Annotated in this window: 21 protein-coding genes; 4 read left to right on the top strand and 17 right to left on the bottom strand. The window is 65.4% G+C overall.

Going from position 1 to position 19,421, the window contains the following annotated elements:
• Positions 1 to 21: 21 nt before the first annotated feature.
• On the bottom strand, positions 22 to 1,806 hold the full coding sequence (locus I6F20_RS29640; RefSeq protein WP_225129052.1) for an acyl-CoA dehydrogenase family protein: 1,785 nt from the start codon (positions 1,804 to 1,806) through the stop codon (positions 22 to 24).
• Complete coding sequence (locus I6F20_RS29635; RefSeq protein WP_035997131.1) at positions 1,790 to 1,993, bottom strand: hypothetical protein; 204 nt, start codon at positions 1,991 to 1,993, stop codon at positions 1,790 to 1,792. The genes I6F20_RS29640 and I6F20_RS29635 overlap by 17 nt, the downstream gene beginning before the upstream one ends.
• 34 nt (positions 1,994 to 2,027) lie before the next feature.
• Here I6F20_RS29635 and I6F20_RS29630 point away from each other — a divergent pair, with 34 nt between their 5' ends.
• Both I6F20_RS29630 and I6F20_RS29625 read left to right on the top strand, forming a co-directional pair.
• Positions 2,028 to 2,729: an SDR family oxidoreductase gene (locus I6F20_RS29630; protein WP_036040521.1), complete on the top strand. Its 702-nt coding sequence runs from the start codon at positions 2,028 to 2,030 to the stop codon at positions 2,727 to 2,729.
• A gap of 123 nt (positions 2,730 to 2,852) precedes the next feature.
• A complete protein-coding gene (locus I6F20_RS29625) occupies positions 2,853 to 3,683 on the top strand; it encodes an enoyl-CoA hydratase (protein ID WP_036040518.1) in 831 nt (276 codons plus the stop codon).
• A 115-nt stretch (positions 3,684 to 3,798) separates the two neighbouring features.
• On the opposite strand, the gene I6F20_RS29620 is transcribed toward I6F20_RS29625, so the two are convergent.
• Complete coding sequence (locus I6F20_RS29620) at positions 3,799 to 4,422, bottom strand: GNAT family N-acetyltransferase (protein ID WP_225129050.1); 624 nt, start codon at positions 4,420 to 4,422, stop codon at positions 3,799 to 3,801.
• A 68-nt stretch (positions 4,423 to 4,490) separates the two neighbouring features.
• Positions 4,491 to 4,694, bottom strand: a complete 204-nt coding sequence (locus I6F20_RS29615) for a DUF1127 domain-containing protein (protein ID WP_225129049.1) — start codon at positions 4,692 to 4,694, stop codon at positions 4,491 to 4,493.
• A gap of 110 nt (positions 4,695 to 4,804) precedes the next feature.
• Between I6F20_RS29615 and I6F20_RS29610 the strand changes: the two genes are divergently transcribed.
• Positions 4,805 to 5,704, top strand: coding sequence for a transcriptional regulator GcvA (locus tag I6F20_RS29610; protein WP_036040512.1), 900 nt, complete (start codon positions 4,805 to 4,807; stop codon positions 5,702 to 5,704).
• Positions 5,705 to 5,836: 132 nt separating this feature from the next.
• Here the strand turns inward: I6F20_RS29610 and I6F20_RS29605 are convergent, their stop codons facing one another.
• The 3 genes from I6F20_RS29605 to I6F20_RS29595 are packed head-to-tail and all read right to left on the bottom strand — an operon-like array spanning position 5,837 to position 8,498.
• A complete protein-coding gene (locus I6F20_RS29605; RefSeq protein ID WP_225129048.1) occupies positions 5,837 to 6,250 on the bottom strand; it encodes a Rieske (2Fe-2S) protein in 414 nt (137 codons plus the stop codon).
• 51 nt (positions 6,251 to 6,301) lie between these two features.
• On the bottom strand, positions 6,302 to 7,414 hold the full coding sequence (locus I6F20_RS29600; RefSeq protein ID WP_225129047.1) for an amidohydrolase family protein: 1,113 nt from the start codon (positions 7,412 to 7,414) through the stop codon (positions 6,302 to 6,304).
• Between the two features lie 25 nt (positions 7,415 to 7,439).
• On the bottom strand, positions 7,440 to 8,498 hold the full coding sequence (locus tag I6F20_RS29595; RefSeq protein ID WP_225129046.1) for an amidohydrolase family protein: 1,059 nt from the start codon (positions 8,496 to 8,498) through the stop codon (positions 7,440 to 7,442).
• A 145-nt stretch (positions 8,499 to 8,643) separates the two neighbouring features.
• Here I6F20_RS29595 and I6F20_RS29590 point away from each other — a divergent pair, with 145 nt between their 5' ends.
• Positions 8,644 to 9,126, top strand: a complete 483-nt coding sequence (locus tag I6F20_RS29590; RefSeq protein WP_225129045.1) for a CinA family protein — start codon at positions 8,644 to 8,646, stop codon at positions 9,124 to 9,126.
• 37 nt (positions 9,127 to 9,163) lie between these two features.
• Here I6F20_RS29590 and I6F20_RS29585 read toward each other — a convergent pair whose 3' ends face one another.
• From I6F20_RS29585 to I6F20_RS29540, 10 genes are all read right to left on the bottom strand, one after another.
• Positions 9,164 to 9,931 carry a hypothetical protein gene (locus I6F20_RS29585; RefSeq protein ID WP_225129044.1) on the bottom strand — a complete coding sequence of 256 codons (768 nt, stop codon included), beginning with the start codon at positions 9,929 to 9,931 and terminating at the stop codon, positions 9,164 to 9,166.
• Between the two features lie 135 nt (positions 9,932 to 10,066).
• Complete coding sequence (locus tag I6F20_RS29580; protein WP_225129043.1) at positions 10,067 to 10,375, bottom strand: DUF1488 family protein; 309 nt, start codon at positions 10,373 to 10,375, stop codon at positions 10,067 to 10,069.
• Positions 10,376 to 10,421: 46 nt separating this feature from the next.
• The gene (locus I6F20_RS29575) at positions 10,422 to 11,891 is read right to left on the bottom strand and encodes an AMP nucleosidase (RefSeq protein ID WP_225129042.1); all 1,470 of its coding nucleotides are present in this window, start codon (positions 11,889 to 11,891) and stop codon (positions 10,422 to 10,424) included.
• A gap of 168 nt (positions 11,892 to 12,059) precedes the next feature.
• The gene (locus I6F20_RS29570) at positions 12,060 to 13,391 is read right to left on the bottom strand and encodes an HlyD family type I secretion periplasmic adaptor subunit (protein WP_036020913.1); all 1,332 of its coding nucleotides are present in this window, start codon (positions 13,389 to 13,391) and stop codon (positions 12,060 to 12,062) included.
• 10 nt (positions 13,392 to 13,401) lie between these two features.
• Positions 13,402 to 15,150: a type I secretion system permease/ATPase gene (locus I6F20_RS29565; RefSeq protein WP_035997082.1), complete on the bottom strand. Its 1,749-nt coding sequence runs from the start codon at positions 15,148 to 15,150 to the stop codon at positions 13,402 to 13,404.
• Between the two features lie 254 nt (positions 15,151 to 15,404).
• On the bottom strand, positions 15,405 to 15,674 hold the full coding sequence (locus I6F20_RS29560; RefSeq protein WP_109142276.1) for a GlsB/YeaQ/YmgE family stress response membrane protein: 270 nt from the start codon (positions 15,672 to 15,674) through the stop codon (positions 15,405 to 15,407).
• A 102-nt stretch (positions 15,675 to 15,776) separates the two neighbouring features.
• The gene (locus I6F20_RS29555) at positions 15,777 to 16,754 is read right to left on the bottom strand and encodes an ABC transporter ATP-binding protein (protein WP_035997077.1); all 978 of its coding nucleotides are present in this window, start codon (positions 16,752 to 16,754) and stop codon (positions 15,777 to 15,779) included.
• On the bottom strand, positions 16,751 to 18,166 hold the full coding sequence (locus tag I6F20_RS29550; RefSeq protein WP_225129041.1) for an amidase: 1,416 nt from the start codon (positions 18,164 to 18,166) through the stop codon (positions 16,751 to 16,753). Before I6F20_RS29550 ends, I6F20_RS29555 begins: the two co-directional genes overlap by 4 nt.
• Entirely contained in the window at positions 18,163 to 18,360 is a 198-nt protein-coding gene (locus tag I6F20_RS29545; protein ID WP_225129039.1) for a hypothetical protein, read from the bottom strand. The genes I6F20_RS29550 and I6F20_RS29545 overlap by 4 nt, the downstream gene beginning before the upstream one ends.
• Positions 18,357 to 19,418 carry an ABC transporter ATP-binding protein gene (locus I6F20_RS29540; protein WP_035997070.1) on the bottom strand — a complete coding sequence of 354 codons (1,062 nt, stop codon included), beginning with the start codon at positions 19,416 to 19,418 and terminating at the stop codon, positions 18,357 to 18,359. Before I6F20_RS29540 ends, I6F20_RS29545 begins: the two co-directional genes overlap by 4 nt.
• Positions 19,419 to 19,421 lie beyond the last annotated feature (3 nt).

The following is a 19,421-nucleotide window of genomic DNA, read 5'->3' as shown; positions in this document are numbered from 1 at the left end:
TGTTTGATCGCAGCGCGCAGCCTACGCCGCCAGAACCAGTTCGCCAACCTCGCTCATGCCGGCTGCGCGATCGCCGAGCAGCAGTTCGGCCATCTTCGCCTGCGCGGCATTTTCCGTCAGCCGGAACGGATCGCTCGGCGTCACGCGGTGGTCGATCACGAGACGCGAGAGCAGCAGCCGGCGTGCATCGCCACGCATCTCGTGAATGCGGTGTGCTTCCCAGGCGAGCGCCACCGCGCCGGCGACATGATAGAGCACGCTGGTGGCGCGGCGCGCATCGGCTTCGTTCTCGGACTTGGCCGCGACTTCCCGTGCGAAGCCGACGGCGCGGTCGGTGAGGCCACGCAGATGATCGCGCCAGGCCTGCGGTACCGAGCCACTGTCGCCGAGCCGGGCGTGCAGATCGGCTGCGAGCGCGGATTCCGCGCCGTGGCGGCCGACTGCCCGCCGCAGCGCATCGATCGCGACGATGTTACCGGTGCCTTCCCAGACCGAGCCGAGATGCGCATCGCGCAGCAGGCGGGCGGTGGCGAACTCCTCGATATAGCCGATGCCGCCGCGCATCTCGAGCGCATCGCCGCAGACCTTGCGCGCATCGCGCGTGGCGCGGAACTTCAGCGTCGGGGTGAGAATGCGCAGCAGCGCGGCGGCGTCCTGGCTGCCGGCCTCGGCACGGTCGAGGGCATCAGCAGTGAGGAAGCTCATCGACAGGCCCTGCTCCACCGGCAGCATGATCTTCAGCATCTGCCGCCGTCCCAGCGGTAGATCGATGATGCGCTGCCCGAACACGACGCGGTTGGTCGCGACCGTCATCGCATCGTGATAGGCGCGGCGCATCAGTGCGGTGGACTTGACGCCGTTGGAGAGCCGCGAGGAGTTCACCATCTCGGCCATCTGCACGAAGCCGCGGTCGAGCTTGCCGACGGCATAGGCGATCGCGCCTTCAAGCTTGATCTCGCCAGAGGCCATCGAGCGGGTGCCGAGCTTGTCCTTGAGGCGCACGATCCGATAGTGGTTCTGCGAACCGTCGTCGAGGAAGCGCGGCATCAGAAACAGGCCGACGCCGCGCGTACCGGGGCCGGCGCCGTCAGGGCGCGCCAACAGCATCACGACCTTGGCGTCGGCATTCGAGCAGAACCATTTCTCGCCATAGAGGCGCCAATGGTCGCCCTCCTGCACGGCGCGCGTGGTCAGCGTGCCGACATCGGAGCCGCCTTCCTTCTCGGTCATGAACTGGCCGCCCTGGGTCAGCTTGCTCATGTCGGTCGAGGTCAGGCCATCCAGATATTTCGCCTTGAGCGCCTCGCTGCCGAAATTCGCCAACAGCTTGGCGCAGCCATCGGTGACGTTGATCGGGCAGCCCATGCCGAATTCGGTCTGGTTGAACAGGAAGGTGAAGGCGTGCTTGGCCACAACAGGGTATTTGTCCGACCAGCCCATGATGCCTTTGCGGATTGAAAGCGCGTGGATGCCGAACTCGCCGAACGCGGCGTTCTCCAGCTCGCGATAGGCCGGGTGATATTCGATCCATTGCACGTCGCGGCCGAACTTGTCGCGCTGGTGCAGGATTGGCGTGTGCCGGTCGGCGAGCCGCGCGCATTCGTCGAGATGGCCGCCGGCGAGCTCACCGAGCCGGTCGAGATGCGGCTCGATGTGGCGGAACAGATTCTCCGGCAGATGGATGCGGAGCAGGTCCGTGAGCGCGGGATCGGCGCGATAGAAATTCATCCCCGAAGTATCGGGCGCCAGCAGGCCGGAGGGTGCGGCCGCGATATCTTTTGGCTGCGCTTTAACCGGTCCGGGCATGATCGTCCTCTTCGTTTCCGTCCGACGGCAATTCTTTGCGCTTGCCGCTTTGGATGATGTCGATCATGCTCCAGTCGCGGACAGCGATAAAGCCGCAAAATGTCAGGGCGGCATGATCGCCGCGAGGGAGCAACTCGCCCTGCGGAATTGTGATCGCGCCGGCTGGTTGTCTGCGCGGACCATGCATAGATCAGCGGCTCCTACTTCCGAGAGATCACGCCATGGAACACCCGAAGTACAAGATCGCCCTCATCGTCGGTGCCGGCGAAGGCCTCAGCGCATCGCTGGCGCGCCTGCTATCGGCGCAGGGCATCCGCATCGCGCTCGCCGCACGCAAGATCGAGAAGCTTGGCGCGCTCTGCACCGAGACCGGGGCCAAGGCCTATGCCTGCAACGCCACCGAGCCCGACGAGGTGGAGCGGCTGTTCGGTCTGGTCGAGCGCGAGATCGGCACGCCCGACCTCGTCGTCTACAACGCCTCCGGCCGCACGCGCGGGCCGTTCGTCGATCTCGTGCCGGCCGACGTCGCGCAGGCGATTGCGGTCAGCGCCTATGGCGGCTTCCTGGTGGCGCAGCAGGCCGCCAAGCGCATGCTGCCGAACCAGCACGGCGCGATCCTGTTCACCGGCGCCTCCGCCAGCGTCAAGGGCTATGCGCAGTCCGCTCCCTTCGCGATGGGCAAGTTCGCGCTGCGGGGCCTTGCCCAGAGCATGGCGCGCGAACTCTCGCCGCAGGGCATCCATGTCGCGCATTTCGTCATCGACGGCGGCATCAGGAGCGCCGCGCGGACGGATCCGGCGGACAAGCCGGACTCGATGCTCGATCCCGACGCAATCGCACAGAGCTATTGGAACGTGCTGCAGCAGCCGCGCAGCGCCTGGAGCTGGGAGCTGGAGCTGCGGCCCTGGGTGGAGAGGTTTTGAGCGCAAGCTAACAACAATACCCGTCATTGCGAAGAGCGAAGCGACGAAGCAATCCAGACTGTCTCCGCCGAAAGATTCTGGATTGCTTCGCTTCGCTCGCAATGACGAAGGAAGGGAGAAACCATGACCACGGAAACCACCATCGATACCGGCACTAATGAGCTCCTCTGCACGATCCGCGACCGCGTCGCTGTGATCACGCTGAACCGGCCGGAGGCGCGCAATTCGCTGTCGGACGCGCTGACGCCGGCGCTGCGCACGATGATCCGGAGCTGCGGCGAGAATCCCGATGTCGGCGCACTGCTGCTGACCGGCGCGGGCGAAGCCTTCTGCGCCGGCGGCAACGTCAAGGGCATGGGTGCGCATCGCGACAAGGCGAAGCTCGACATGTCCTTCGACGACAAGGTCGCCGACCTGCAGGAGCGGCAGCGGCTGCTCACCGGCGCGCTGGTGTCTGTGCGTAAGCCGACGATCGCTGCGCTGCCCGGCCCCGCAGTCGGCGCCGGGCTCGCCATCGCCATGGCCTGCGACATCCGCATCGCCGCGCAATCCGCCTTCGTCGCCACCGGCTATGCCCGCATCGCGCTCAGCGGCGATTATGGCATCGCCTGGTTGCTCACTCGGCTGGTCGGCACCGCGCGGGCGCGCGAATTGATGTTCACCGGCGACCGCGTCGATGCCGCGCGCGCCGAGGCGATCGGCCTCGTCAACCGCGTCGTGCCCGACGACAAACTGCAGACCGAGGCCTTCGCACTGGCCAAATCGCTCGCCGAAGGCCCGCGCCTCGCGCTGCGCTACATGAAGGACAATCTCGACGAGGCCCTGCTGTTCGACTTCGAAACCGCGCGCGACCACGAGGCCGAAAGGCTGGTCCGCCTCACCACGACCGCCGACCACAAGGAGGCCGTGCAGGCCTTCATCGACAAGCGCAAGGCGGTGTTCACGGGGAAGTAGGCGCGCCTAACATTCACAGCGGGCTCGCGCTCCCCGCGCCCTGTAATGACGTTGAGACGAGACCGCGCAGCAAAAAAGGCCCGGCTCTGGATAACCAGGCCGGGCTGCAGTGGTGTCAGGCCGAGGCTGAGGGGCTATCGGCCTGACGGGAAAGGGCGGCGAGGCGCCAGCTGGCGCAGGGAATGTCTTGCGGCGCGAGGTTGATCTCCTTGTCGAAGCGCACCAGCTTCCAGTCATCGGGGTGGTTGATGAACGTGAAACCGGATTTGCGCGCGAGCGAGACCATGGCCTCGTTGGAGCGCAGCGTGTCGCCGTAGATGTGCTCGGCTCGAAGCGCGGCCGCGCGGCATTCGAGGTTCTTCATCAGCGCGGTGGCGATCCCGTGGCCCTGCCAGCGGTCATCGACCGAGAGGCCGAACTCGAGCATCGCGGTCTCGGCATGGAAGGCATAGCGGGCTTCAGCCACAATGGTCTCGAAGCCATCGACCATCATGGTCGCGACGACAGTGAAGCGATCGTGCTCGCCGACCTCGAGGAAATCGTGCAGCAGGCCCTTCGGCAATTCGCTGATCGCGCCGAAGAAGCGGTTGTAGCGCGAGCGGGTCGAGAGCGACCGGAAATAGTGCTGCACCTCGTCGGTGTCGCGCGGCTCGACGAAACGGACATTGAGCCGCTCGCCATGCCTCGCGCGCAGCACGTCCGAATATTGCTTGAGGTCGTCGAGGCGAAGGGTGCTCATGACACATGCCTTGCGGAAAAGGGACCGCCGGCGCCCCTGTGCTCAGGCGGCGCCGGCCTGGCGGCCTTTCAGGCCCGCCAGAAGGGTTTTTCGGCCTCGTAGGCAATGTCGGACCAGGACAGCCCGACGTCGTGGAGGTCGCGGGCGGTCCAGTGGGTCAGCTCGCGCCGGGTCCGGTAGCGTTCGTGCCAGAGGTGAAGGGTCTCGCCGATCTGGTAAAGGAGTCCGTGCGCATGATGATTTGTCATCGAATTGTTGGTCAATGTAGACATTTTCAGCTCCTTGAGCTAAGTTGACCGCTAATATCTGCCTTCTGTTGCGCCGCGACAAACGACAATTTGTACCTTTTCGCATGAAATAACGTCATGCATCCTGCTGCCAAATGACTGCCAGATTGCCCTCCCTGAACGGATTGCGGGCGTTCGAGGCCGCCGCGCGCCATCTCAGCTTCACGCTCGCAGCCAGCGAGCTGAACGTGACCCAGACCGCGATCAGCCATCAGATCCGCAGGCTGGAGGAGGAGCTCGGCATCCGCCTGTTCATCCGGCAGAACCGCGCGCTGGCGCTGACGCCGGAGGCGCGCGACTATTTGCCGGGCGTCCGCGCCGCCTTCAACGATTTGCGCCTCGCCACGGACCGTCTCCTGCGCAAGGACGACGACAAGGTGCTGACAGTGTCGACGCTGGCCTCGCTCGCCGCCAAATGGCTGCTGCCGCGGCTGACCGATTTCCAGGAGCAGCACCCCGGCATCGATGTGCGCATCACCACCTCGACCAGCCTCGTCGACTTCCAGCGCGACAATGTCGATGCCGCGATCCGCTATGGTCGCGGCCAATGGCCCGGCCTGCGCGCCGACTGGCTGATGGCGGACGAGCTGTTTCCGGTGTGCAGCCCATCGCTGCTGCGCGGCGACAAGCCGCTGCGCCGCCCCGAGGATCTGCGCAACCATCCGCTGCTGCACACGTCGAGCACCAACAGCGACGACTGGCGGCTGTGGCTGACCGCGGCGGGCCTGCCGGCCGATATCGCAAGGCACCCCGGCATCACCTTCGACATGATCTTCATGACCATCCAGGCCGCCATCGACGGCATCGGCGTCGCGATGGGACGGACCTCCTATGTGCAGGACGACATCGCCAAGGGCCGGCTCGTGGTCCCCTTCAAGATCGCGCTGCCGGCGGACGCCGGCTTTTACCTGGTCGCGCCGGACGGCCGTCGGGAGGCGCCGAAGCTGGCTGCGTTCCGGCAATGGGTGCTCGCGGCGGCGCAGAATAAGGCGTGAAAATGCAGCGGCTTCCCTCGGTTGTCATTCCAGGGCGCGTAGCGCGAGCCCGGAATCCATTTCTCACAGGATGTGCTGCCCGATGGATTCCGGGTTCGGTCCTGCGGACCGCCCCGGAATGACAGCGGAGACCTACAGCTCGACCACCACGTAGTCGCTCTCGACTTTCACCGGGATGGTCTCGGCGACATAGGGCCCCTTCACCACGCTGGCGCCCGGCTCGACATGGGCGGGATAGGCCTTCACGCGGAAACGGCGGGGGTCGCAATAGGATTGGCCGGTGCGGATGTCGAACTCCCAGCCGTGCCATGGGCAGCGGATGATCTCACCTAACTTGGTGTATTCGATCTCGCCGGGGTTGCTCGACTGTGCGAGACCGATCAGCGGGCCCTCACACAGCGCCGCGCCTTGATGCGGGCAGCGGTTCATCAGGCCGAAATATTCGCCCTTGATGTTGAAGACTGCGATCGGCCGCCCATCGATCTCCAGGAGTTTTCGCGTGCCCGGCGGAAGCTCGTCGACCGCGGCAATCACATGCCGCGCCATGCTATGTTTTCCGCATGATCTGACCGAAAAACCGCTTCACACTTTTTCGCATCATGCGGTTATCCCGTACAGCTTCTTTGCGTTGCCGAGATAGAACGCTTCGCGATTGTCCTCGCTGACTCCCGCCGGCAGCACGCGCGATGGCTCGTCATAGTCCCAATGCGGATAGTCGGTTGCGAACAGCAGCTTGTCCCAGCCGATCCATTTGATGACGTCGAACAGATCCTCGCGCCTTTCAGGATCTTCCATCGGCTGCGTCGTCCACCACACCTGCTCGCGGATATATTCCGACGGCGGCCGTTTTACATGCGGCACCTCGCTCCTGAGCCGCTGCCAGGCCTTGTCCAGCCGCCACGCCAGTGACGGCGCCCAGCCGAAGCCGGCCTCGATCATCACCATCTTCAATTTCGGGAAGCGCTCGAACACGCCCTCCAGAACCAGGCTCGCAAGCGCCGATTGCTGGCACTGCGAATGCCCGACCATCTCCTCGATGTAATAGGATGGCCAGCCCGACGGCGTGATCGGGTTGCCGCCGAAGCCGAAGGCGTGGACGCCGACCGGGAGCCCCGCTTCTTCTGCGGCCTGGTAGATCGGCCAATAGCGACGCTGGCCGAGCGGCTCGACATTGCGGCTGAGCAGCAGCACCTGCACGAAATTCTTGTCCCCGGCGCGCTCCCGGATCTCGGCGGCGGCCGATAGCCCGTCCTCATTGCCGACCACGATCGAGGCCTTCAACCGCTTATCTTTGCTGGTCCATTTGTCGATCTGCCAATCGTTGATGGCCGAGCACAGCGCGGCCGAGAGCTCGTGATTGCGGATGCCCTGCCCGGTGTTGAGCGGATTGAGCACGCCCAGCTGCACGTTGTTGGGATCGAGCAATTGCTTCTGCATGAAGGCGAGCGAGGAGCCCTGCGGGCCGCCTTCCGGCGGATAGGCATCGCGGCGCGAGGCGTTGGGCTGGGCCTTCGGATAGGGCGGGCCTTCCATCATGCCCTGATAGGCATGGACGCCGTAGATCTCGAGATGATGCTGCCAGCGTTTGGCGAGGTAGGGATAGAGCTCGGTGGCGGTCGTTCGTGCCGGATGGATGTCGCAGTCCGCGATTGCGGTTTTGACGGTCAGTGGGGAAGCGGCTTCTTGGTTCTCGCGGAACTGGATATTCATCGCCTTGCCTCCTTTGGCAGCGGGCTCATTTCAGGCGGGGATAGGTTGCATGCGGATTGTCGATCATGATCTTGCGCACGAGATCGGGGGACAGACCTTCGGGCAGCGCGTCCTGGCCGTCGAACTGCCAGTGCGGATAGTCCGTGGAGAATAGGACCAATTCGTCCGACTGCATATGATCAAACAGGCGAATTAATGTCTGAGGTTCCGGCGGCGCATCAAATGGCTGTAACGAGAAGCGGATGTTGCTGCGCACAATCTCCAGCGGCGCGCGATCGACCCACGGCGTCTCCATCCGCACCCCGCGCCAGAACTTGTGCAGGCGCCACAGATAGGGCGCGATCCAGGACACGCCGGACTCCAGCATCACCATTTTCAGCCGCGGATATTTGGCGAATACGCCCTCCACGATCAGGCTGGTGAGCTGGGTCTGGAACGCCTGGGCCTGCCCGACATAATCCTCGATGTGATAGGACCCCCAACCCACGGCGGTCGGCGGATTGTGATAGGCGGACCCGGCGTGGATGCCGACCGGGAGTTCCAGACGTTCCGCGGCCTCGTAGATCGGCCACAGCGCGCGCTTGCCGAGCGGCGTATCGCCCATGACCAGCATCAGCACCTGCACGAAGCGCTTGTCCGGTGCACAGCGCTCGATCTCGGCAACCGCTTTCTCGACGCTTTGCGTGGGGATCACGATCGAGCCGCGCAGCCGCGAGTCGCGATCGAGCCATTCCTTCGCCAGCCAATCATTCAGCGCGCGGCAGAAGGCGGCCTGCATGTCTTCCGAAAACACCATCTGCACGCCGTAGAGCGGATTGCAGATGGCGTATTCGAGCTTGAAAGCATCGAGCACGTGACGCTGCATGTCCGCCAGACTCTCACCGGGCTTGCCGGTCTCGGGGCGCCAGTCCGGCCGCGCGGTAATCGGCGAGTTCTGCGGATAGGATTGCGAGATAAGGTCGACCATGCCGCGCGTCGTGACCTGATCGCGCCAATAATCGTTCAGGTACGGCAGCAGGCTGGTCAGATGCGGCACGGCCGGATGCACGTCGCAGTCGATGCCGCCGGCGATCAGGGACGCCATCACGTCTCCCTTCTCACGTTTCCTCGCATGTCTCTTCTTGTCCCCGCCATTCAAGCAGGCCTGCCCGCCGCCCGCAACTCGGCCAAGCGTCCTGTCATATGCTAGGAAGGCTGAGCTCGGTTGCGAAGGAATGAGGGGTTACGACATGAAAGAGCTCGTCGGCATTGCGGAACAGGTCGCCGCCAAACTGATCGCGCGCAAACAGACCATTGCGGTTGCCGAATCCTCCGCCGGCGGTCTGATCGCGGCCAGCCTGCTCGCGGTGCCCGGCGCATCCGCCTATTTCCTCGGCGGCGCGGTGATCTATACGCGCGATGCCAGGCGCGTGCTGATGGATATTTCGGACGAAGGAATGAAGGGCTTTCGGTCGTCGTCGGAGCCCTACGCGCAATTGCTGGCCGAGCAGATGCGAACGCGCTTCGACAGCGACTGGGGCCTGTCCGAGACCGGCGCCGCCGGCCCCACCGGCAACCGCTACGGCGATTCGGCGGGCCATAGCTGCATGGCGGTTGCAGGGCCCGCGTCAGAGGTGATGACGCTGGAGACGGGAAGCAACGACCGGTTCGGCAACATGCAGGTATTCGCGGCGACGGCGCTGAAGCTGTTGTTGAGAAAGCTTGAGGGATGAGCGGAGCCCACGCTCATCTCACCATCGATACCCCCGCTCAGGGGCAAGACAAGCTATTACCGGGTTCGCGGCACAGCTTCGCGCGGACCTCGACGGCATCGATCTTGTTATCCCTGGCTCGCCGCAGGCGCGAGGCGTAAGCCGAGTAAACTCTGTCTACTGACAGCAGATTGAGCTGCTTCTTGATGGCCGCGCTGCACATCAAAGCGGGGTTGCCGCCGAGGTATCTCGACTCTGCCCCGAGCTCCTGCCGGGTGAGCTCCGCGAAAGGCCCCCGACGCAATTGCATCTCGATCGCTCCGAGCTCCTCGTCACCAGCCTGCACCCGGGCGACACCCTTTGTCTTGCGTTCGAAACCGTTCGCGATCGCCGCCCCGTGAGCCGCCCCGAGCTCTGCAAGCTCTTGTGCTGCGTCCGAAAACTCGCCGCGCTGGGAACCCGCCATGAGGAAGGACTTGCATGCCAATGGGTCGCTCATCAGCTTCAGAAGGGCTGTCAGCTCTGCCCGGTCCACCGCATTGATGTGTTCGTCATCGGCATAGGCTTCCATCTCGTTCGCCAGAATGATGTTGAGCACGCCATTCGCGGCGGGCCATCCGCCTTCATTGAACGCCGCCTCGGTCTTTCGGAGCAAGACCTCCCGGAGGGCGGGATCGCTGCGGGCGATAGACGCCGCCAGTGGGAATCGCGCGAGGTTCTGATCGAAATCGCGTGCAAACCCGCTGGGCCCGGAGAGGCTGGCATATGCCAGATTTCCGGCCAGCAGGGCGACGGCGACGAGCAGCAGGAGTGATCTTCTGGTCATGCGAGAATGTTGGCGTGAAATACCGCGAGACATCATCGCACGCCGGGGTCGGCGCCATCCATTGCAACTACAGGCTGCCGTTAACGAATCCTTTCGCAGCCCTTTCACCGCCTGGCGGATCGCATGCAGGCTGGCTTATTTTGCCAAATGCCGCATGAAAATGCGCACCACATAGCCCGGGAATCGCGGTGCCTCGTCGTAGAGGTCCGACGCGATGCGCTCGATGGTCTCGCGCAGCGACAGGAACTGCGCCTGACGTGCGCTGCTTTCGGTGCCCTGCATGCCCGCGAGCTCGTCCATCGCGGCGTCGCTGATCTGGCACTGCACGACCTCGCCGTCGTTCAACATGGTGAAGCGAAAGGCCAGCCGTTCCAGATCATGGCCAATGATCTTGTGGCGCATGAGCGGCATCAAGTCGTCCCGGTCGAGCCCCGCGCCGGACAATGCTGAAAATCGCTGCGCTTGTCAGCAGCAAAGTGCGGCTTCGGCCCTACTGGAACGCCACTTCGGCAAAGCTGCGAAGCTTGCGCGAATGCAGCCGTTCCGATTCCTGCTGCTTGAGCCGCTCCAGCGCCTTCAGGCCGATCTCGAGGTGCTGGCCGACGCGGCGGCGGTAGAACTCGCTGGCCATGCCCGCGAGCTTGATCTCGCCATGCAGCGGCTTGTCGGAGACACACAGCAGCGTGCCGTAGGGAACGCGGAAGCGGTAGCCATTGGCGGCGATGGCGGCCGATTCCATGTCGAGCGCGACCGCGCGCGATTGCGACAGCCGGCGGATCACCTCAGGCCCGGAAATTTCCCAATTGCGGTTGTCGACGCTCGCGACCGTGCCGGTGCGCATCAGGCGCTTGAGCTCGAAGCCTTCAAGCCCGGTGACGTCCTCGACCGCCTCCTCGAGCGCGACCTGCATCTCGGCCAGCGCCGGGATCGGCACCCACAACGGCAGCTCGCGGTCGAGCACGTGATCCTCGCGCACATAGCCGTGCGCCAGCACGTAATCGCCGAGCCGCTGCGTGTTGCGCAGGCCCGCGCAATGGCCGAGCATCAGCCAGGCATGCGGCCGCAGCACCGCGACGTGGTCGGTGACGTTGCGCGCGTTGGACGGACCGGTGCCGATGTTGATCAACGTGATGCCGCGATAGCCAGGTGCGACCAGATGGAAGGCCGGCATCTGCGGTGCGCGAGCCGGCGCGGTGCCGCTGATCGCGCCGCCGCTGTTCGTGATCACGTTGCCGGGCGCGACGAAAGCTTCGAGCCCGGCTTCGCCGGACTGCAGCCGCTGCTGGCACGCTTGCGCGAAGGCATCGACATAGAACTGGTAGTTGGTGAAGATCACGAAGTTCTGGAAATATTCGGGATCGGTGCCGGTGTAGTGATAAAGCCGGCGCAACGAGTAATCGACGCGGGCGGCGCGGAACAGGGACAGCGGCTCCGGCGCGCCGGGCTGGAGCTCGAAAGTGCCGTCGGCGATCGAATCGTCCATGGTCGCGAGAACGGGCACGTCGAACGCATCGCGCAGCGAGCGTGTCACGGGCGAATTCTCGCTGGTGGTGATGGCGGCTTCGATATTGATGTCGCGCGGATAGGCGAAGTGGATCGGGATCGGCTCGGCGGACTCGCCGATCTCGACGGGCACGCCGTGGTTCTGAATCAAGAGGCCGATCTGCTCGGTGAAATAGCTGCGGAACAGATCCGGCCGCGTCACGCTGGTTTCATGCACGCCGGGTCCGGCGACGAAGCCGTAAGCAAGGCGCGAATCCAGCCGCGCATGCGTCGCGGTGGTGAGACGGACGAAGGGATAGTAGGCGCGAACCCGCGTCGTGATCGCCTCGCCGCCGACATAGGCTTCGAACCGGTCGCGCAGGAATTTCGTGTTGCGCTCGTAGATTTCCTCGAGGCGGGCAACGGCGAGGGACGCGTCGGAGAAGGATGCGGTGGGGATGGAGGGTGGAGATTGCATGGTTCGACCGCCGGGTGATTGGGCCTGAGTCGAACTATAGCAAAGAAGGCGGTGTTGTAGGGTGGGTTAGCGCAGCGTAACCCACCACTTCCGCATCCTCGGTTAGAGAAGCGGTGGGTTACGGCTTCGCCTAACCCACCCTACGAGACCACGACGCGCTGCCGCGCGTCACTTCTCGCGGAAGGCGCGCATCAGCTGGTCGTGAAGCGGCTTCATCAGATAGGACAGCATCGTGCGGTCGCCGGTCTGGACGAAGGCTTCCACCGGCATGCCGGGGATCATCTTGACGTCGCCGAGCCTGGCGATCTCTTCCGGCGGCATCGAGACGCGGATGGTGTAGTAGCCTTGGCCGGTGCGCTGGTCGGTGGTGACGTCGGGCGAGACGCGGCTGACGACACCGTTGAGCTCGGGCGTGGTGCGCTGGTTGAACGCGGACAGGCGCAGCAGCGTCTTCTGGCCGATCTGGAGCTTGTCGATGTCGACCGGATTGACCTTGGCCTCGACCTGGAGATCGTCGGTCTGCGGCACGATCAGCATCAAGGTATCGCCGGCGGTGACGACGCCGCCGATCGTGTGCACCGTCGATTGCAGCACCATGCCATCCTGCGGCGCGCGGATGTCGACGCGGCGGAGCTGGTCTTCGGCCGCGACCTTGCGCTCGATCAGCTCGCCGATCTTGTCGTTGGTTTCGCGCAGGTCCTTGGAGACCTCGCTGACCACGTCCTTGTCGATCTGGATGATCTGGAGCTCGGTCTCGGTGATCTTGCCCTTGGCCTGGGCGCGCGCGGCGATGTACTGCGCGCGCTCGCCGTTGAGGCGGGCCGAGTCGCGCTCGAGCTGGGTCAGGCGCGAGATCTGCACAAGACGCTTCTCGTAGAGCTCACGCACGCCGGTGAGCTCGTTCAGCACCAGCGCGATCTCCTGGTCCTTGGCTTTTTCCTGGGCGCTGAGACCGGCGATCTCCTCGTTGAGCTGCGTGATGCGCTCGCGCAGCTGCGCCTTCTGCCCGGTGCGGCCATTGACGCGGACCTCGAACAGCTTGGTCTCGGCCGCAAGCAGCGCCTTGACGTCGGGATCGCCCGCCCGCTCGATGAGGCCTTGCGGGAACTCGATTCGGTCGAGGCCGCGCTGCTCGGCCTGCAATCGCGCCGCACGCACCTGCGCCGCATCGAGGTTCTTGGTGACGATGGCAAGATTGGCCTTGGTGACGGTGTCGTCGAGCCGCACGACGATGTCGCCGGACTTGACCAGGTCGCCGTCGCGGGCGCGCACCTCGCCGACCACGCCGCCGGTCGGGTGCTGCACCTTCTTGACGTTGGATTCGACCACGATCTGGCCCGGCGCAATCAGCGCGCCCGAGATCAGGACGGTCGAGGCCCAGCCGCCGAGGCCGACGACCAGGACCAGCACGATCACAAGGCCGAGCATCAGGTGGAACCTGATGGAGTCGCGGACGGTCTTCGCGGCCGCCTTGGTGCCGCCGATGGCCAACGTGCTCATGGCTTCGTGCTCATGGTTTGGCCACTCCGCCTTCGCTGACGATCTTGATCGGCGCCGGCGGCGTCACGCGCGGCTGCAGCACCTGGGCGAGCACCTGCTCCTTCGGCCCAAAGGCCTGCATGCGACCGTCGCGCAGCACCAGGATCTGGTCGACCGCCTCGACGCCGATCGGGCGGTGCGCCACCACGACGACGATGGCACCGCGCTCGCGCGCCGAGCGGACGGCGCGGGTCAGCGCCTCGTCGCCTTCGGTGTCGAGATTGGAATTGGGCTCGTCGAGCACGATCAGGAAGGGGTTGCCGTAGAGCGCGCGCGCCAGCGCCACGCGCTGGGCCTGACCTGCGGAAAGCGCGGCGCCCTGCTCGCCGACTTGGGTGTTGTAGCCCTCGCGCATCTTGATGATCATCTCGTGCACGCCGGCCTCCTTGGCCGCGGCGATGATCGCCTCGGAGGTGGCCTCGGGATCGAACCGGCTGATGTTCTGCGCGATGGTGCCGCCGAACAATTCGACGTCCTGCGGCAGATAGCCGATATGGCGGCCGAGCGCGTCGCTCGTCCATTGATCGAGCGCCGCGCCGTCGAGCCGCACCTTGCCGCGCACCGGCTGCCAGACCCCGACCAGCGCGCGGATCAGCGACGACTTGCCGGAACCGCTCGGGCCGATCACGCCGAGGCCGTTGCCGGCGGCGAGCGCGAAGGTGACATCCTGCACCACGAGACGCTGATCGCCGGGCGGCACCATGGCGACGCCTTCGACCGAGAGCCGGCTGGTCGGCGCCTGCAGCTGGGTTGGCATCGCCTGCGCCGGCATCTGCTCCAACAGGCGCGTCAGACGCTGCCAGCTCTGGCGCGCCGCGACGAAGGATTTCCAATGCGCGATGGCGAGATCGACCGGCGCGAGCGCGCGGGCGGACAGGATCGAGCCGGCGATGATGATGCCGGCCGTCGCCTCCTGGTGGATGACGAGATAGGCGCCGACCGCGAGCACGGCCGATTGCAGCATCATCCGCAGCACCTTTGCGACCGCGCCGAGACCACCGGCGACGTCGCTCGCCCGCTGATTGCCGGCGAGGTATTTTTCGTTGGCCTCGCTCCAGCGCTGGTTCATCCGGCCGGCCATCCCCATCGACACCATCACTTCGGCGTTGCGGCGGCTGGCCTGGGCGAGATCGTTGCGCTGGGCGGCGAGGCCCATCGCTTCCTTCGCCGGCTGGCGGGACATGAACTCGGTGACCAGCGTCAGCCCGACCAGGATGATGGCACCGACCAGCGCGGTGACGCCGATCAGGACATGGAAGGCGAAGCAGATGGCGAGATAGAGCGGCAGCCAGGGCAGGTCGAAGAATGCGCTGGGGCCCATGCTGCCGAGGAAGGAGCGGACATTGTCGAGATCGCGCAGCGGCTGCAGGCCCTCGTTGCGGCTGCCGACCAGCAGCGGCAGGCGCACGATGGTGTCGAACACGCGCTTATTGAGGGCCTCGTCGAGCGCGGTGCCGATCCGCCCCAGGATGCGGTTGCGGATCATGTCCAGCACGCCCTGCGCCATGTAGAGGAAGCTGGCGAGGATGATCAGGCCGACCAGGGTGGGGATGCTGCGGCTCGGCAGCACCCGGTCATAGACCTCCAGCATGAAGATCGACCCGGTCAGATAGAGCAGGTTGATCATGCAGCTCATCAGGCCGACGCCGATGAAGGCCGTGCGACAAGCGCGCAAGGCGTCACCGAGCTCCGAACGGCGGACGCCAGGGATGGCTGCCATCAGTCTGATCTCTTTCGGCTAACGGGCAAAGCCCTGATTTCAAAGGCGATTCAAGGAGTACTCGCCTTGGATTAACATCTGTTTTCCGGCCGTCCAACGCGGTCGAATTTAATCCGAGGCCTCATGGGCCACATCTACCCCCGATAGCCTTCCGCGCAAGTCCGGAATTCCACAGGCTTGCGGCTTTTTCTTGCAGGCTTTCAGCCGCTTCCGCGAAAAGCGCGGCTCAAGTTCCGCTCAGCCGAATGCAGAGGCTAGAGCCGGCCCCCGCCGCGCACAAGGCGTACCACCAGCAGCAGGATGACCGCGCCGATGGCAGAATAGACAATTTGGGAGATCAAGCCGCTGCCGAGGCGGATGCCGAGCTTTGGAAACAGCAGGCTCGCCACCAGCGCACCGCAGATGCCGATCACGATGTCGCCGATCAGGCCGAACCCGGCGCCCCGCACGATCTTGCCGGCGAGCCAACCGGCGACGAGACCGACGAACAGGATGACGAGAAGGCCTTCGTTGGAAATGTACATCCGTGAGGTCCCTCTCCGTGAAAGGCGCCATGGAACGGGAACCGGAATGAACGGGGTGTGAATGCTGGAAAGGCTCGCACAGCCCGGTTCAACTCATCCGAACTATGACAGCACGGTGGCCGGCTCCGCCAGGACGCATCTGGCGGCCCGACCCGGCCCGACCGCGACATTCCCGGGCAATTGCTCCAGGCAGCGCGGCTCGGCGAGCTTGCAGCGGGGAGCGAAGGAGCAATTGTGCGGCTTCTCGGCCAGCGACGGCGGCGTGCCGGGGATGGTCTCCAGCCGCTGTCCGCGCTTGGCGCCGTGGATGGTGGAGGCGAGCAGGCCCTTGGCATAGGGATGCACCGGCGAGCGGACGATGTCGCGCAAGGTGCCCTGCTCCACGATCTGGCCCGCATACATCACCGCGACGCGGTCGCAGATCTCGATGGCGACGCCGATGTCGTGGGTGACGAAGATGACGGACATGCCGAACTCGCGCTGCAGCTCCCGCAGCAAGAGCAGAATCTGGATCTGCACGGTGGCATCGAGCGCCGTCGTCGGTTCGTCCGCCAGCAGGATTTTTGGCCGGCAGGCCAGCGCCAGCGCAATCATCGCGCGCTGGCGCATGCCGCCGGACATTTCGTGCGGATAGGCATCCAGCCGGCGCTTGGCCGAGGGAATGCGCACGACCTCGAGCATCTCCAGCGCCCGTGCGCGCCCTTCTGCAAAGCTCTTGCCTTCGTGGCGCACCACGCTTTCGGCGATCTGCGCGCCGATCGTGTAGACCGGATCGAGCGCAAGCGCCGGCTCCTGGAAGATCATCGAGACGGTCTGGCCGCGGAACGACGACAGCTGCTCGTCGTTCATGGCCAGCACGTCCTGTCCCATGACGTTGACCGTCCCCGAAATCTGCGTGCGCTTCTTCGGCAATAGGCGCATCAAGGCACGCAGCGTCACGCTCTTGCCCGAACCGGATTCGCCGAGCAGGCCCAGCACCTCGCTATTGCCGAGCGAGAGACTGAGATCGTTCACGGCATAGACCGTGCGCTCGCCGGTGAAGCGGATGTTGAGGCCTGAGATCTCGACGAGGTTTCTCATGACGGCAGCTTCGGCAATCGGTCGTGATAGTCGGTGACGCGCTGGTACGCGGCGCCAATGGTCAGCAGGGTGGCTTCGTCGAAGGAGCGGCCGATCAGCTGCATGCCGACCGGCAGGCCGGTCGTGGTGAAGCCCGAAGGAATGGTCAGTGACGGCAAGCCCAGGAAATTCACCGGGCGGGTGAACAGCGTCAGCCGCTGCAACAGCGCCGGCGCGTTCGGGCCGCCGCCGACGTCGCTCTCCTCGATCGTCGGCGCCGGCACCGGGGACGCCGGCGCGATCACCGCATCGACGCCTGCCGTCGCGGCATTGTGGGCCGCGAGCGCCGGCCCGCGCCAACGCATCGCCTCGAGATAGGTGATGGCGGGAACGGCGAGGCCGTTCTGAAGCCGCATCAAGACCTGCGGGCCATAGTCCTGCGGGCGCTCGATCATCCAGCGCTTGTGGAAGGCGGCGGCTTCCGCGGCGAGCACGAGCTGGCTGGCCGAGGACAATTGCCGCTGGTCCGGCAGCTCGACCTTGACGATGTCGGCGCCCTCGCGCTTGAGCACCGCGACGGTCTCGTCCAGCACGCGCGCGACCTCGCTGTCGAGATCGTCGACATAGAACGAGGCGGGCACGCCGATCTTGAGACCCCTCAGCGAAGCCTTGGTGGCTGCGACGTAGTCCGCGAGCGGCTCGTGGCTGCAGGTCGAATCGGCGGGATCAGGTCCGGCCATCAGCGCCAGCAAGAGCGCGCAATCCTCGGCAGTGCGGGCCAGCGGGCCGACGGTGTCGAGCGATTGCGACAGCGGCATTGCGCCGGCGCGGCTGACGCGGCCCACCGTGGTCTTGAGCCCCGTGACGCCACAGAAATGCGCGGGCATGCGGATCGAGCCGCCGGTGTCCGAGCCAAGCGCCGCATAGGTCAGGCGCGCGGCCACCGCCGAGCCGGAGCCGGATGAGGAGCCGCCGGTGATATGGGCGACGTTCCAGGGATTGCGCACCGGACCGTAATGAGCGTTGTGCCCGGTCGGGCCATAGGCGAACTCGGCGAGATGCAGCGTGCCGAGCCGGACCTGGCCGGCGTCCTTGAGCCGCTGCAAGGCGGTGGACGTGACGTTCGGCACGAAGTCGCGGCGGATCAGCGAGCCGCAAGTCGCGACGTGGCCGGCATCGTAATACATGTCCTTGTGCGCGAGCGGCACGCCATGCAGGGGACCGCGGACATTGCCCTTGGCGAGCTCGGCATCGGCGGCATCCGCCGCTTTCAATGCAGCCTCGGCCTCGATCGACATGAAGGCGTTGAGATGCGGCTGCCACTGCGCGATGCGCTGCAGCAGCGCCCGCGTCGCCTCGTGCGAGGACACCTGCTTCATCGCGATCGCGCGCGCGACCTCGGTGAGCGTCATCAAGGCGGGCTCGCGGCTCATTTCGACACCTTCTGCGTCTGCGCGAGCCCGTAAGTTGCGGGCTCCAGATCGAACGGCAGCGTACCCGCGATGGCGGCGAAGCCCTCGAAGGCGGGGCCGATGGCGCTGGAGATGCGGGTTGCGATCTCGTCGTCCACGGGCACGCCGGCGATATGCGCGATCGGCTTGATCTCTTTCGGTGTCGGTCTCGTCATGCGGTTTCTCCCCTGGGGGCGCGGCTGTGGCCTGAACCCGGTATCGCCATGTAGCACGCGGCCTCGTGGCCCATATTATCCAGCGCGGTGAGCTTTGGTGTCGCATTTGCGCAGAGCGGCTCCGCAAACGGGCAGCGGGTGTGGAAACGGCAGCCGGAGGGCGGATCGATCGGATTGGGTGGGTCGCCCGTGATCGGCGGCGTTTCGGTGCGGCGATCAGGATCGGAGGACGGCATCGCGGCGAGCAGCGCGCGGGTATAGGGATGCGCCGGGCTGTCCCAGACCTGGTCGACCGGGCCGAGCTCGACGACCTCGCCGAGATACATCACCAGCACGCGGTCCGAGATGTAGCGGACGACATTGAGGTCGTGACTGATGAAGAGATAGGTGAGGCCGAATTCGCGCTTGAGATCGGCGAGCAGGTTGAGCACCTGCGCCTCGACCGATTTGTCGAGCGCCGAGACGGCTTCGTCCAGGATCACCAGCCGCGGCGACAGCGCCAGCGCGCGCGCGATGTTGACACGCTGGCGCTGGCCGCCGGAGATCTCGTGCGGATAGCGGTTGGCGAAGTTTTCCGGGCGCAGGCCGACCTTGCCGAGCAGCTCTCGCGCCAGGTTGCGCGCCGCGCCATCGGCCATGCCATGGACCTTTGGACCGAAGGCGACGGATTCCTCGATCGTCAGGCGCGGGTTGAGCGAGGCGTAGGAATCCTGGAACACCATCTGCATGCCGCGGCGCAGCTCGCGCAAGCTTAGCGACTGGCCGACGGTCATGCCGTCATAGATGATGTCGCCGTCATCGCGCGGCATCAGGTGCATCAGCAGCCGCGCGGTGGTGGACTTGCCGCAGCCGGACTCGCCGACGATGCCGACCGTCTCGCCCTTGGCGACGGAGAAGGAGACATTGTCGACGGCACGCACCGTGCGCTTGGCGGCGAACAGGCCGCCGCGCACCGGGAAATGCTTGGTCAGGCCGTTGACCTGCAGCAGCGGCTGCGCGAGCCCACCGCGGTCCTCGACCGGCTCCAGCATTTCGACGGAGGTGTTGGTTTCGCTCATGGC

Origin of the sequence: Bradyrhizobium sp. IC3123 (assembly GCF_020193625.1) — a bacterium.
GTDB lineage: Bacteria > Pseudomonadota > Alphaproteobacteria > Rhizobiales > Xanthobacteraceae > Bradyrhizobium > Bradyrhizobium yuanmingense.
The sequence above is the reverse complement of the archived record's forward strand: the minus strand, read 5'-3'. Positions and strand labels throughout refer to the sequence as shown.

Bases quoted from the DNA above. Each gene is read 5' to 3' on its own strand.
- I6F20_RS29550 (WP_225129041.1), bottom strand. From the start codon at position 18,166: ATGAGCCGCGAGCCCGCCTTGATGACGCTCACCGAGGTCGCGCGCGCG.
- I6F20_RS29600 (WP_225129047.1), bottom strand. From the start codon at position 7,414: ATGAATATCCAGTTCCGCGAGAACCAAGAAGCCGCTTCCCCACTGACC.
- I6F20_RS29640 (WP_225129052.1), bottom strand. From the start codon at position 1,806: ATGCCCGGACCGGTTAAAGCGCAGCCAAAAGATATCGCGGCCGCACCC.
- I6F20_RS29575 (WP_225129042.1), bottom strand. From the start codon at position 11,891: ATGCAATCTCCACCCTCCATCCCCACCGCATCCTTCTCCGACGCGTCC.
- I6F20_RS29605 (WP_225129048.1), bottom strand. From the start codon at position 6,250: ATGGCGCGGCATGTGATTGCCGCGGTCGACGAGCTTCCGCCGGGCACG.
- I6F20_RS29610 (WP_036040512.1), top strand. From the start codon at position 4,805: ATGACTGCCAGATTGCCCTCCCTGAACGGATTGCGGGCGTTCGAGGCC.
- I6F20_RS29565 (WP_035997082.1), bottom strand. From the start codon at position 15,150: ATGGCAGCCATCCCTGGCGTCCGCCGTTCGGAGCTCGGTGACGCCTTG.
- I6F20_RS29560 (WP_109142276.1), bottom strand. From the start codon at position 15,674: ATGTACATTTCCAACGAAGGCCTTCTCGTCATCCTGTTCGTCGGTCTC.
- I6F20_RS29555 (WP_035997077.1), bottom strand. From the start codon at position 16,754: ATGAGAAACCTCGTCGAGATCTCAGGCCTCAACATCCGCTTCACCGGC.
- I6F20_RS29570 (WP_036020913.1), bottom strand. From the start codon at position 13,391: ATGAGCACGTTGGCCATCGGCGGCACCAAGGCGGCCGCGAAGACCGTC.
- I6F20_RS29545 (WP_225129039.1), bottom strand. From the start codon at position 18,360: ATGACGAGACCGACACCGAAAGAGATCAAGCCGATCGCGCATATCGCC.
- I6F20_RS29590 (WP_225129045.1), top strand. From the start codon at position 8,644: ATGAAAGAGCTCGTCGGCATTGCGGAACAGGTCGCCGCCAAACTGATC.
- I6F20_RS29615 (WP_225129049.1), bottom strand. From the start codon at position 4,694: ATGTCTACATTGACCAACAATTCGATGACAAATCATCATGCGCACGGA.
- I6F20_RS29540 (WP_035997070.1), bottom strand. From the start codon at position 19,418: ATGAGCGAAACCAACACCTCCGTCGAAATGCTGGAGCCGGTCGAGGAC.
- I6F20_RS29585 (WP_225129044.1), bottom strand. From the start codon at position 9,931: ATGACCAGAAGATCACTCCTGCTGCTCGTCGCCGTCGCCCTGCTGGCC.
- I6F20_RS29595 (WP_225129046.1), bottom strand. From the start codon at position 8,498: ATGGCGTCCCTGATCGCCGGCGGCATCGACTGCGACGTGCATCCGGCC.
- I6F20_RS29630 (WP_036040521.1), top strand. From the start codon at position 2,028: ATGGAACACCCGAAGTACAAGATCGCCCTCATCGTCGGTGCCGGCGAA.
- I6F20_RS29620 (WP_225129050.1), bottom strand. From the start codon at position 4,422: ATGAGCACCCTTCGCCTCGACGACCTCAAGCAATATTCGGACGTGCTG.
- I6F20_RS29635 (WP_035997131.1), bottom strand. From the start codon at position 1,993: ATGCATGGTCCGCGCAGACAACCAGCCGGCGCGATCACAATTCCGCAG.
- I6F20_RS29625 (WP_036040518.1), top strand. From the start codon at position 2,853: ATGACCACGGAAACCACCATCGATACCGGCACTAATGAGCTCCTCTGC.